Here is a 13,651-nt window from a genome sequence, read left to right on the forward strand (position 1 = left end):
TCCTTATTTAATTTTCTCAGATAGCTGGTGAAATTCAATCACCATCTTGTTGATTTGCTTAAAATCAAATTTTTCTTTGCTGTAGAATAGCGTCAACACAGTACATACCAGCGCACTACTGCCATACGCTGTCAGTGAGCTTAACAAGGTGCCGTATTCACGCAAGAAGCCGATGGTCCATGGCATGAAGCCAATACTGGCCAATATGCCAACGACCAGACCCACTTTCTTGCCGAAGAAACCAAAGGTCATCAAACCCAGCACCACACCAATCCCCAGGGTCGCAACGAGTTCAAAGCCAAGTGCGATCAATCCCTGAATCGGAAGCCATTCAAAACGTACTATCAGAAAGCTGAAAAATGCGAGGCCCACTGACCAGTTAAAGGCCCGGGCATTCACCTTGTCCCAATACAGGCTGACAATCACCGGGAATACAATAGAGCCCCAAAGCGCACCCACAAAAATCAGCATCGACAAAATGTCAAACTTCAAGGTGGCAATCACAATCCCCAGCATGGTGGCAACGACCATGGTCATACGACCAATAAACAGCATTTTCTTTGGATCAGGACGGTTTTTCGCAATCTGTTTGCCATAAATGTCCGTCATGACAATCGCAGACAGGGCAGACAGATCCGAGTCAGCGGTAGAAGACAATGCTCCAATCACCATGATGAATAACAGCGCGACCATAAATGGAGAAAGATAAGTCGCTGCCATTTGCGGAATCAGGTTATTCAGGTTGCCATCAATGGGCTGAATACCTGCAAATAGTGCCAATAACCCCAGCATGCCTAGACCAATGACAATTGCAGCATAACCAATGGTTGCAGTGATAAAACTTGGTTTGATCAGGTCTTCACGGACTGCAAACAGGCGCTGGGCAATGGTCTGATTACCAATCGCGTAGGCCAATACCGCAACAAAAAATGGTGCACCTTGTTCCAGAAAGGCTGTTTTAGAGAAAAAATCCAGCTGTTCCGGCTGCAGGTGATGAATCCCGCTTTGAAACAGGGAAGGTCCGCCTAAGGTAAAGAACAAGGTTGGAATAATGATCACAGCCGCGACAATCATCGCCACCAGTTGACCAAAATCGGTAAACACCGAAGAACGGAACCCCGACCAAAGGGTATAGGACAGTACACCGATACCGGTAATCAGCACGCCATGGATAAAGCTTAAAGGAGATAAAATTTCAACCAGTGCCCCAGCGGCGGTAAAGTTCACCATCAGGCTGATGACGCTACCCACAATATTGGAACCTGCCAGAATCATCTGGCTTTGGTTGCCATGCCGGGCATGCATAATTTCTGCCAAGGTGTGGGCATTAGGCGCCAGTTCACGAAAGCGCTTGCCAAAGGGATAGATAAATAAAATCATCAGCGCACCCCACAAACCATAGTGTAGGGCACCGGAAACGCCGTATGTATATCCGGATGAAGCTGCTGCATAAAACGAGGCGGCCCAGATCCAGGTGGCGGTCATACTGGCCGCAGACATTCCAAATCCGATGGAGCCATTCGAGACCATGTAGCCATCAACATTTTCATTTTTCTGTTTAATACGTAACGATAGTAAAAAAGTGATGCCATAGAAAAGCACCATCAATAGTACAGTTGCTGTACTAGTGAATTGAAACATACATACTCCTTAAGCGGGTCACCTTTTGTTTTTGAAAATTAAATCATTGGTGACAGATTAAGGCTCTAAAATAGACAGAGCAGTGAAGCTATAGAACATCAAAAAATTAGTGTCCGAATATAGAATTTATATTCATCTCTACAGCAGAAAGGAAAAACCATTGCCAGGCTCAGAATTTGGACAATTCCTCAGCAATTCGGCTAGAGCTTAACATAAAATCATCAAATTTACTGATGAAGTGTCTATTTGGTAAGATTCTTAGCTGATATAGACGTGTGGGCCTGTTATTCTGTTAGTTGAATAAAAAAGAAAATTTTCTATATTTTTTCAGCAATTACAAATATTTATTTTAAACTTTTCGAGTTAAATAAAACCTGAGAATACGGATTAAATAAAAAAGGTAACAAAATTTTATTATTAATCATTTCTTCATTATTTTTTTATATAAGCCTCATAATTCCTGGTAAATTTCCTCATAAATATAAGTGGTATTTTGCTATTTATATTGTGTTTTTTACGCATAATAGAGCTCATGAATAAATGATGAAATTTCAAAATATTGGATATGGTGGGGGATTTTGTCGATATATTTTTTGGTCTTTTAGATGAGTAAATTTCGCTTAATTATGATCTGAGAAGATAAAAATCAAATATAAAAAAATAAAAGGCCCAAATAAGAAACTTTATTTTTATTCTTTTAGAAGTTGAGAATGGATGTCCGGTTTTTCCCCCGCAGATGATGTCAGATTAAAATACCACTCAGTATTAATTATTCTTTCATAGAGGGGAGTAATTTGCCTCTGTTACTGTAATGGCGGAGATCAGCGGAGAACTGTTCCTTGTAGTACAGAAAACGGCAGAAGACCTTTAACCAGTTTTCTAATCTTAGAAGTCAAAGTTAAGAGTCAATCAAAAGAATCAAAAACAGTCTGCAAAAAATACGACTTCATTAAATCTTGTAATCAAGTATTTCATTTTGGCCTAAATAGGAATTTTGGCAGGTCATGACAATAAAACCTGAATTTGATTTTGTCCCGATTGTTGTTGAAAAATAATACAATTTTTATGCAGAAAATTATTCTGAAGCGGTTTTGATTTTTCTTGAAAAAAATGTGTTAACCTGTGCGACTACATTCAATTTTCCTGACTGAAAATAAACGAAATATTTTAAAAGTCCAGGATATTTCAGACGTAGTTTTCTGATTTGGCATCTAGCCGATTTCCTTATTTCACAGTAGAATATGCGCTCTCTCAAGTCACATTGTGGCATGGTTGTTCAGACCATCCCGTGGAGCCAAAATCAGCATGTTTATCGTTGCCGGTGCACCCGCACATTCTTCTTTTAAGAAAACTCAACTATTATCGCGTTTGACGTCAATTAGTTCTGTTCAATCAATTGAAAGTCAATGGGTCTACCTCTTTGACCAAGCGCTCAGCGAGCAACAACAGCAATCAGCTTTACAGCTTCTCAACGATGGTCAATCTTTTGAATTGCACCAGGCTGCAAGTGATGAAATCCAGATTTTAGTCACACCGCGCGTCGGAACCATCTCTCCTTGGTCCTCTAAAGCGACGGACATTTTCAAAAACTGTAATACGCCGGTTCATCGACTTGAACGCGGCGTTTTATTTACTTTGAAGGGCGTAAAAGAGCTTTCTAAAGAAGCATTGCAAGTACTTCACGACCGTATGACCGAAAGCGTATTCAATGCGATTGAAGATGCTGCGGTATTATTTGTGGAAACTGCGCCAAAACCACTGAACTCGATTGATATTCTGGGTGAAGGTAAAGAAGCACTTGTAAAAGCCAACAACGAGTTTGGTTTTGCATTATCAATGGATGAAATTGATTACCTGACTGAAGCTTTCATCAAGCTAGGCCGTAATCCAAATGACATCGAACTGATGATGTTTGCTCAAGCCAACTCTGAGCATTGTCGTCATAAAATCTTCGGTTCAGAATGGACGATTGATGGTGAAGTCCAGCCATTGTCATTGTTCCAGATGATCAAGAACACCTATAAAGAATCACCAACAGACGTATTGTCGGCTTATAAAGACAACGCTTCGGTGATTGTTGGTTCGGATACCCAGCGTTTTTATCCAACCCAAGAAGACAATGGTCATCAAGTTTATAAATACAAGAGCCAGGCCGCGCATATCCTGATGAAAGTGGAAACCCACAACCATCCAACTGCGATTGCACCATTTGCCGGTGCAGCGACAGGTTCAGGCGGTGAAATCCGTGACGAAGGTGCGACCGGTCGTGGTGGTAAGCCTAAAGCAGGTTTAACCGGCTTCACCGTATCTAACCTGAATATTCCGGGCTTTGAACAGCCTTGGGAAGAAAACTACGGCAAACCATCGCGTATGGCATCGCCGTTACAAATCATGATTGAAGGCCCATTGGGTGGTGCTGCGTTCAATAACGAATTTGGTCGTCCAGCTTTAAATGGTTACTTCCGTACTTTTGAACAAAACGTCAATGGCGATGTTAAAGGTTTCCATAAGCCAATCATGATCGCTGGTGGTTACGGAAATATCCGTCCAGATCACGTTGAAAAAGATCCGATCTTACCGGGTGACTTATTGATCGTGCTCGGTGGTCCAGCCATGCTGATCGGTCTTGGCGGGGGTGCTGCATCTTCTGTAGATAGCGGCAAATTGGGCGAGAACCTTGATTTTGCCTCAGTACAACGTGAAAACCCGGAAATGGAACGCCGTTGCCAAGAAGTGATCGATACTTGCTGGCGCATGGAAGACCACAACCCAATCGTGTCGGTACATGATGTCGGTGCGGGTGGTGTATCAAATGCCATGCCTGAACTGGTGAATGATCACGAATTGGGTGCGGTGCTAGATCTTCGTAAGATTCCATCTTTAGAACCTGGCATGTCGCCAATGGAGATCTGGTCAAACGAAGCGCAAGAACGTTATGTATTGGCGATTCGTCCATCTTCTTTAGAATTATTTGAGTCAATCTGTGCGCGTGAACGTTGTCCGTTTGCAGTACTGGGTGAGGCGACTGAAGCACGTCACTTAACCGTTGAAGATCCATTGTTCGGCAACAAACCGGTGGATATGCCAATGCAGGTGATGCTTGGCGGTACTCCGCGTATGAGCCGTTCCTATGAAACGATTGAACGTAAAGGCGATGATTTTGACGCGGCTAAAGTTACGGATTTAAAAGATGCGATTTATCGCGTTCTGAAAAACCCGACAGTGGCTTCTAAATCATTCCTGATCAGTATTGGTGACCGTTCGATTACCGGTATGGTCGCGCGTGACCAGATGGTGGGTCGCTGGCAGGTTCCTGTCGCGGATGCTGCAGTAACAACTACAAGTCTTGTCGGTTACACCGGTGAAGCAATGGCAATGGGTGAACGTCCTCCAGTAGCGTTGTTGAATCCTGCTGCATCAGCACGTTTATCTGTGGCTGAATCGATCTCTAACATCATGTCTGCGAAGATTGAAAAAATCAGCGACATCAAATTGTCTGCAAACTGGATGGCTGCTGCGGGTCAACCTGGCGAAGACCAGGCATTGTTCGAAGGCGTGAAAGCTATCGGTATGGAAATGTGTCCTGCACTCGGTATCGCGATTCCGGTCGGTAAAGACTCATTGTCTATGCGTACCACCTGGAATGACGAAGGTGAAGACAAGTCTGTGACTTCTCCAATGTCAGGCGTGATCACTGCATTTGCACCAGTGACTGATGTGCGCCAAACATTGACTCCAGAATTGAAAAACCTTGAGTCTGTGCTTGTTCGTGTTGATCTGTCTAAAGGTCAGTTCCGTTTAGGCGGTTCGATTCTGGCGCAGGTATACAAAGCGATTGGTTCGGTTACTCCTGATGTGGATAGCTTCGATGATTTCAAGGCATTCTTCGCATTGGTTCAAGACTGGAACAACCGCGGTTTGATCAAGGCGTATCACGACATCGGTGACGGTGGTTTATTGGCGACTGTTGCAGAAATGATGTTCGCTTCACGTTTAGGTGTGGCATTAGAAGATCAATCAACTGCAAGTTTATTTGCCGAAGAAATTGGCGCAGTCCTTCAAATCGCGAAAGTAGACTGGGAAGCGCTACAAGCTGAAGTTGCAGCATCTACGCTTAAAGATGCAATTGCAGTGGTTGGTACTGTAAATAATTCTGACCAATTGTCTATCAATGGTCTGGTACTTGAACGTGCTGATCTGCAAGTGGCATGGACTGAAGTATCCCACCAAATCCAGCGTCTGCGTGACAACGTACAAACTGCGGATCAGGAATTTGCCTTAATTACCGATAAAGCACACAAAGGTATTATTGCCCAACCAACATTCGACTTGAATGAAGCGATTGAAGCACCGTTCATTAACTTGCGTCGTCCAAATATGGCAATTCTGCGTGAGCAGGGTGTCAATGGTCATATTGAAATGGCGGCAGCTTTCGACAAAGTCGGTTTCAATACCGTTGACGTCCACATGAGTGACTTGCTGGCAGGTCGTATCAGCCTGGATGATTTCGAAGGTTTGGTAACGTGTGGTGGCTTCTCGTATGGTGACGTGATGGGCGCTGGTGGGGGCTGGGCGAAATCCGTATTGTTCAATGCTAAATTGCGTGACCAGTTTGAGAAATTCTTCAACCGTCAAGAAACCTTCTCGCTCGGTATCTGTAATGGTTGTCAAATGTTGTCTCAATTGGCTCCATTAATTCCGGGTGCGGATGCTTGGCCACGTTTCCATCGCAATACGTCTGAAGTATTTGAAGCGCGAGCAGTGAACGTTCGTGTGGAAAAATCGAATTCAGTATTGTTACAAGACATGCAAGGTTCGATTCTGCCGATCGCTGTGGCGCATGGTGAAGGTCGTGCAGTTGCAACGGCGGAAAACTTTGCTGCACTGAATGCATCGAATCAGGTGGTTCTACGTTATGTCGACAGCCATGGCAATGCAACTGAACAATATCCGTTGAACCCGAATGGTTCACCGGAAGGTATTACCGGTGTAACCTCTCAGGATGGCCGTGCAACGATTATGATGCCGCACCCTGAACGTAACTTCCGCGCGCTCCAGCATTCCTGGAAACCAGAAGACTGGGATCAGGATGGTGCTTGGTTACGTATGTTCCGTAATGCACGTAAATTTATTGGCTAATTGATATAATCAAGAATTAAAAAAGCCCCGAAAGGGGCTTTTTTAATAAGCAAATTATAGATTTATAGGTGATTAGATATAGAATTGAAAAAGATTAAAAAATGAATAAAGAGTCCTCAAATGTCCGATTTAATTGAAAAAGTTTTACTTTTACAAGAATTGCTAATAGCTAGAGCTACTGATACTTATGAAAAAGGTTCTTCAGAGGCATTTATGCAGCTTAGACAAGAGTTACTGACATTTAAAAACTTTTATGAATATATTCCATTTTTTATTAAAGACACACGCACATTAGATGAATTTGAAGCTAGGATTAAGTGGGATTTTGAATCTTACGCTGAACGTGAAAATTATATTTATTCGGAATTTAAAGAATTCTTTAATGTATTAGAAAGTCTAGATGTTCCTCCATTGGATCAGGTAGTACAGTTGAAGATTGCTGAATTAAGCTCGGATTATATACATCAAATATGGCAGAAAGCATTAGAGCGAAGAAGTACAGATCCCGAAGGTGCGATTACATTAGCTCGAACACTTTTAGAATCGACCTGCAAATATATTCTTGATGAATACGAAGTCGGTTATGGCAATGCTCCAGATATAAATCAACTGTATAGATTGGTGAGTAAAGAATTAAACCTTGCTCCATCTCAACATACGGAGCAGACTTTCAAACAAATTCTCGGAGGATGTAGTTCCATCATTGAAGGTTTAGGATCATTGAGAAATAAAGTGGGTGATGCTCATGGGCAAGGTAAAATAAACTTTAAACCTTCTCCAAGACATGCAGAATTAGCAGTGAATTTGGCTGGTACAATGTCCGTGTTTTTATTCTCATCTTGGAAATTAAAACAAGGTGAATGAATTTTTTATTATAAATATTGTTTTTAAATAGTATCTTAATTTTACTGTATGGAAAAATTAAAATAAATTCACTAACATAGGATTATTCAACCACCAATTTGGTGGATTTTTGCTTTTTAAGCATTCTGATTTTTTAATTTTTTTTCTTCCTGCTGAGTTGGTTTAGATTTTGCTTTTATATTGTATATAAAGTGCTATGGTATGTTTTATGCACAACTTTATTGCACTATAAAAGAAAGATGGAATAGATCGGTTCAGTATCAATTCTCAAAGATGAGGTGATGACATGGCTAAAACACTTAGAATAATGGATAAGGCGGCAATGCGTCAGAAAGGCTGGATGTTGTTTTGTATTGTTGTAGGACTACAAATATTGTTCGTTGTGGGCAGTTACTTGCTGCAGGGTTCTTGATCATCAGCTTTAAGAAAGCCACCATTAAGGTGGCTTTATAATTTAAATAACCAATTGAACCTGCTTCAATACCGCCTTTAACGTATTTTCATAATCAAAAGCTTTATTGGTACTGTCCTGATAACGCCAAGCCACATAACCATCCGGACGAACCAGTACTGCACCAGATTCATGAATTTCAGACTTGGCATTCCAGGTTCCATACACATCACGATAGTCACGTGAACCAATCTGAGTCACATCCAGATATGGCAAATCCAATGCTTCTGCCGCCTGTTTCCAGCCTTTACCGGATAAACCTGTGCGCAGGGTAAAACGACCTTTACCCGTAATATCCAGTGTCGACTGCTTTTGACCTTTGGCATTGATCAGCCAAGTATGCGGAACTTTAGCGCCTGGGCGAGTGGTTGCCTGTAAATAAAGCTGCTCATCTTTTTCAAAAATCTCAGGCTCGGATTCTGCAATCACCGTATTGGAGCTATATCGCTGGTTCAGTTCTACACCTTGTGCATTAAATTCGAAGTTTTTAATTTCCAAAGCTTCAAATAGTTTTTGACGGATTTCAGCACCTTGCTCATCTTCCGCAAAGATACGTTCCAGCATTTGTTTTTGTGTAGTCACACCATTATCAAAACCGAAGACTTCTTTCAGATATTTATAATCAAAACGTGATTGGTTTGCTCGCGCCACAATCTGCTTACCCACAGGCGCACGCTCAGCCGTATATGAATCCAATAGGGAAGGCGCAGCCCAGCCTTTAACGACATATGCCAGTTTCCAGCCCAGGTTAAAGGCATCCTGCATACAAGTATTCGAGCCTAAACCACTGGATGGTGGATGACGATGTACGGCATCACCGCCACAGAACACGCGACCTTTAGAATACTCAGTTGCCTAGGTCTGGTTTACATACCAGTACGACAATTTCTGGATTTCAACCTCTTCAATTTCTGCACCGACAAAGGCATTCAGGCGTGCATGTATCTGTTCTTCAGTCACCTGTGGCTCGCCTTTGGAAATGTCAAAGCCCCAGCCCATAATCCATTCATTCCAAGGAGTAATCGCACGTAACAATCCCATACCGAGATCGCCAAAGCTGGCTTCAGGATTCACGATCCATTGCAGAATCGCAGGACGGTGCTGAACGTATTGAGAAAGATCAGCTTTAAAGGTCACATAGACGGTACCGGCACGTGCCATCACGCCTTCCAGTGGCAAGCCGAGCTGTTCCAATACACGAGATTTAGCACCATCCATACCCACCAGATATTTTGCTCTTAAGCTAAATTCAGTATTGGTAATGCGGTTCAGGAAAGTAGCAGTCACGCCATCTTCGTCCTGCACATGTGACAGGTATTCAGTATTGAAGTTATAAATTGCACCACGTTCACCGGCATTTTTCACCAGTAAAGCTTCCATTTTTGGCTGAATCAGATCGACTAATGGACATGGACTGCCTTGGATATAGTCACCATGACGTTCATCACCGGTACCCCATGCACTTAAACGGGCGATTTCTTCGCCGACCAGACTGGTGGTAATCAGGCTTTCACCCATCTGTTCCCATGGTGTTGCAATCTCTTTAACCTGTTCTTCAATACCTAAATCACGTAATACTTCCATGGCACGCTGATTGGTAATATGGGCACGTGGACTATTGGCCAGCCAGCTAAACTGGGTAAACAGTTGTACCTTGATACCATAATTCGCCAAAGCCAAACCTAATGTTGAACCTGCAGGACCAGTACCAATGATCAGAACATCAGTGTCATAGTGTTGTGTCATACAAGACTCCATGTGTATAGGTGAAGAACAAGCTATCTATATAATCAGGCAGTCTAGTAAAACAGGATCTGTTGATATAGCGATATTCATATAAACTATCGACCTATTCTTATTTGCAATACGTGGGTCATAATCTTAAGATGCTGACCTGATCAGAAACCGGGCAGGCTATGGAACTTCGACATTTACGCTATTTTATTACTGTGGCGCAGCAACAAAGTTTTACCAAGGCTGCCGAAAAACTGTTTACCGCTCAGCCGTCATTAAGCCAGCAAATTAAGGATCTGGAGCAGGAAGTAGGCGTCATGCTGTTTGATCGTTCATCCAGAAAGGTCAAACTCACCGATGAAGGGCAGGCTTTTCAGATCTATGCCGAAAAAGCACTGGAAAATGCCAAACTGGCAGTAGCAGCAGCGCGTCAGGTTGCGCAGCAGAAAAATAACCAGATTCACATTGGCTTCCTGAATGTCGCAGAAATAAAAGTGATGCCACAGATTCTGGCTCAGCTTAAAAAAACCATGCCGGACTTAAAAATCCATCTGCATAGCCTGACCTGTATGGAACAGATTCAGCGGCTAAAAAATGCTGAACTGGATTTATGTATTACCCGCTTTCATCTGGACCATCCAGATTTTGAGAATATTCATTTATTAACCGAGCGAATTTATCTGATAGCCGCTCAGCACTTACATTCTACAGATCGAATCCTGAAATTACAGGAACTAAAAAACCATAATATAATTATGTGTGAGCAGAATGCTTCACCAGTATTTTATGAAAAGCTGGATAGACTACTCTGCATTGATCAGCTTGAGCATGAACAGCTGTTGTGGGTGACCAATGTCTTGCAACACATCAATCTGACCAATATGGGAATGGGCTTTAGTTTTGCGCCTGAATATTTACTGCGGTTTTTGAATGATCATGTGAAAATTGTCCAGACTGATCAGGCACTGCCAAAACTGGGCTTGTATGCAACATTTAACAAGAATTCCCAAAATCCTGCATTGAAGATGATTACCCAAGCCCTTAACAATACGACAAGTATCTGAATTGCAGGAAGGAATATATGTTAAAGCTGATTTATTACGTACCGGATGAAAATTTGGAAGACACCAAGAATGCGATATTTGCAGCAGGGGCAGGCGGCATTGGTGAGTATACGGACTGTGCCTGGCAGGTTTTAGGAACCGGACAGTTTAAGCCGCAGGAAGGTGCAGATCCTCATATTGGTGAAGTGGGTAAACTGGAACAGGTGGAAGAATGGCGGGTAGAAATTCTGGTGCCGGATGAAAAAGCAGTCAAAGTGGCCAAGGCGCTGAAAGAAAGCCATCCTTATGAAGAGCCAGCTTTTGAGTTTATTCAACTTCTGGATATCAAAGTCTAAAATTATAAAATTGATGCTCTGCTGCGGCGCGTTTGACTTGGCGCGCCGTTAGTCTAGATTCAGAAACCATCCAACCTGTTTTTGTTATTATCATCTCTGCCAGAATAATCCAAAGAAAAAATATAATAAGGAAAATAACAATGCCGTGGCCAAAACCGCTGAGCAGCGTGCTTAAGAATGCCCTCAGCAAATCTATCCAGTATGGGGCAGAAATCCTGCATCAGCGCATTCCATATTTAGCGGATAATCCCTATCTGGAAGGTATATTTGCACCAGAGCGGCAGGAACACTTTTCCACAAATTTAAAGGTTGAAGGGCAAATTCCTGCAGAACTGGATGGCGCATTAATGCGGATTGGTCCAAATCCTATTAATGTTAAAAACCCACGCAACTATCACTGGTTTACGGGCGATGGTATGTTGCATGCGCTCAGACTGAAGGGTGGCGAGGCACATTGGTATAAAAGCAGTTATATCGGTTCTGCCAGTGTGCAGAAAAAACTTCATCGACCACAAATTCCAGGTAAAACCCGAGGTGTCGCGGATGCAGTCAATACCAATGTTATCCACTTTGCCGGAAAAATCTGGGCACTGGTAGAAGCGGGAGCTTATCCAGTTGAGTTGAATGCTGCACTGGAGTCAAAACGACATCATTTGTTTGAAGATGATCAGGATCTGCCATTTACTGCCCATCCGCATATTGATCCTGAAACCGGCGATATTCATGCAGTTTGTTATGATGCTTTAAGTCAGAACAAAGTTTTTTATTTGCTGATAGATTCAAAAGGTAAGTTGAAACATCACGTCGACATTCCAGTGAAACATGGTCCGATGATTCATGATTGTGCCATTACCAGATCTCAGGTGCTGATTCTGGACCTGAATGTGAACTTTTCTGTACGCAGTGCTTTAAAGGGTTCAATATTGCCATATCAATGGAATCCAAAACGGCAGGCACGCATGGGTATATTGCCTTTTGGCGGTAAGGCAATAGATATTCGCTGGTATGAGATTGATCCCTGTTTTATTTTTCATACCGTGAATGCTTATGAGCTGGATTCTGGTGATGTGGTTATGGATGCGGTGGTGCACTCCAAAGCATTGGTCAGTTCGATTCAGGGACCGATTGAAGATCAGGATATTCGGCTAGAACGATTCATTTTTGAACACGGTACTGGAAAAGTGGTTCGGACGATATTATCCGAGATGAAACAGGAATTCCCACGGATTAATGAAGCTTATACAGGTCGGCCTTATCGCTATGTCTACACTATTTCCTTTGGCGAGTTTGATGATCCTTCTCATGTCAGCAGCAATACTCTTTTGAGTCATGATGTGGAAACTGGCAATTCAGAAAGCTATTCTTTTGGAGAAAACTGGGTAACAGGAGAGGTGATATTCGTCGCACGGGAAGGTGCTCAAGCTGAAAATGATGGCTGGCTGATGTCTTATGTTCATGCTTTAGATGGACGCCCATCCAAAGTGGTGATTCTGGATGCACAGCATATGGCTGAAGGGCCGATTACAACCATTCATTTACCAATACGTGTACCCGTCGGGTTTCATTGTAACTGGATTGATTATCGGAAATTGAGAACAATATGAGCTTGAGTTGTTTACAGATAGCTATATAAGCAGAAGTCTACCTGAAATCAAGCGGGCTTTATCATAGGCTTACAATTGAAATTCAATTCCAGAATTCTTGATATTTTGAGACCCAATACAATTTGGTTTTTATGTCGTAGCTACCATCGGGATTCAGGGAAATGAGGTAGTGGATCTCTTTGCCTCGACTGCGATTACCTTTACCTTTAGGAACTTGATACTTATATTTTTCCACTTGTTGAGGGGGAGTTAATATGATGCGTTTCCATGCTGTGGCTGGAATTTTCTCTATACCCTCCTGTTCTGCATTCATTATCGCTAGTCTTTTTTTTGCTGCCTCTTCGCCATTAGCGTAACGTAGTTCTTCAGGAACACCATATCCTTTTTTTATTTGCTCTTCATAAGTCAACCAAGGGGCATATTCAATAATAATTTGTTCAGGCACATAACCTTGAGGGGGATACCTTACAGCGACTATAGGATGTAATATATTTTTGTTTTTTTATCGCATCTGGAGTCATCGTCAGGTTACTACATTCAGGCCATTTGTTTCTATAAACCACATCCTGTCCTTTTAAGTGATCATTTATCTGAAATGATATTGAATTTTTCATTGGCATAGTTGAACAGCCTGATAGGATTAGACTAATAGTTGAGCTTATTAAAAGCATTATTTTTTTCATTGTGCTTCAACCCCTGTTGCTGCTTTAAATGTTAATGCTGTCCCGTAATTGGCTTTGATCCAGTTAAAATGATTTATTATTTGAATTAAACAGATGATTATTTTTTAATTATAAAAGATATCTATTATTTTTAAAT

At 42.2% G+C, this 13,651-nt stretch carries 8 protein-coding genes and 1 pseudogene; 6 read left to right on the forward strand and 3 right to left on the reverse strand.

Annotation, left to right across the window (positions count from 1 at the left end; genetic code table 11):
- Window positions 1-3: 3 nt before the first annotated feature.
- A complete protein-coding gene (locus NI466_RS01140; protein WP_253172445.1) occupies window positions 4-1,641 on the reverse strand; it encodes a sodium:solute symporter family transporter in 1,638 nt (545 codons plus the stop codon).
- Window positions 1,642-2,946: 1,305 nt separating this feature from the next.
- Here NI466_RS01140 and purL point away from each other — a divergent pair.
- The 3 genes from purL (at window position 2,947) to NI466_RS15910 (ending at window position 8,056) form a co-directional block, all read left to right on the forward strand.
- Complete coding sequence (gene purL, locus NI466_RS01145) at window positions 2,947-6,780, forward strand: phosphoribosylformylglycinamidine synthase (RefSeq protein WP_004645657.1); 3,834 nt, start codon at window positions 2,947-2,949, stop codon at window positions 6,778-6,780.
- A gap of 120 nt (window positions 6,781-6,900) precedes the next feature.
- On the forward strand, window positions 6,901-7,644 hold the full coding sequence (locus NI466_RS01150) for an abortive infection family protein (protein ID WP_005097594.1): 744 nt from the start codon (window positions 6,901-6,903) through the stop codon (window positions 7,642-7,644).
- Window positions 7,645-7,930: 286 nt separating this feature from the next.
- Window positions 7,931-8,056, forward strand: coding sequence for a KGW motif small protein (locus NI466_RS15910; protein ID WP_004645654.1), 126 nt, complete (start codon window positions 7,931-7,933; stop codon window positions 8,054-8,056).
- A gap of 42 nt (window positions 8,057-8,098) precedes the next feature.
- Here the strand turns inward: NI466_RS15910 and NI466_RS01160 are convergent.
- A pseudogene (locus NI466_RS01160) lies at window positions 8,099-9,841 on the reverse strand (FAD-dependent oxidoreductase).
- 170 nt (window positions 9,842-10,011) lie between these two features.
- Between NI466_RS01160 and NI466_RS01165 the strand changes: the two are divergent.
- The 3 genes from NI466_RS01165 to NI466_RS01175 all read left to right on the forward strand — a co-directional run bounded on the left by NI466_RS01165 (window position 10,012) and on the right by NI466_RS01175 (window position 12,832).
- Window positions 10,012-10,893, forward strand: a complete 882-nt coding sequence (locus NI466_RS01165) for a LysR substrate-binding domain-containing protein (protein WP_253172446.1) — start codon at window positions 10,012-10,014, stop codon at window positions 10,891-10,893.
- A gap of 17 nt (window positions 10,894-10,910) precedes the next feature.
- Window positions 10,911-11,228: a YqfO family protein gene (locus tag NI466_RS01170; protein ID WP_168730829.1), complete on the forward strand. Its 318-nt coding sequence runs from the start codon at window positions 10,911-10,913 to the stop codon at window positions 11,226-11,228.
- Window positions 11,229-11,368: 140 nt separating this feature from the next.
- Window positions 11,369-12,832, forward strand: a complete 1,464-nt coding sequence (locus NI466_RS01175) for a carotenoid oxygenase family protein (RefSeq protein ID WP_253172447.1) — start codon at window positions 11,369-11,371, stop codon at window positions 12,830-12,832.
- Between the two features lie 82 nt (window positions 12,833-12,914).
- Here NI466_RS01175 and NI466_RS01180 read toward each other — a convergent pair whose 3' ends face one another.
- Window positions 12,915-13,277: a hypothetical protein gene (locus NI466_RS01180; RefSeq protein WP_253172448.1), complete on the reverse strand. Its 363-nt coding sequence runs from the start codon at window positions 13,275-13,277 to the stop codon at window positions 12,915-12,917.
- Window positions 13,278-13,651: the final 374 nt, after the last annotated feature.

The sequence above is a fragment of the Acinetobacter lwoffii genome, assembly GCF_024129595.1.
GTDB classification, from domain to species: domain Bacteria; phylum Pseudomonadota; class Gammaproteobacteria; order Pseudomonadales; family Moraxellaceae; genus Acinetobacter; species Acinetobacter lwoffii_O.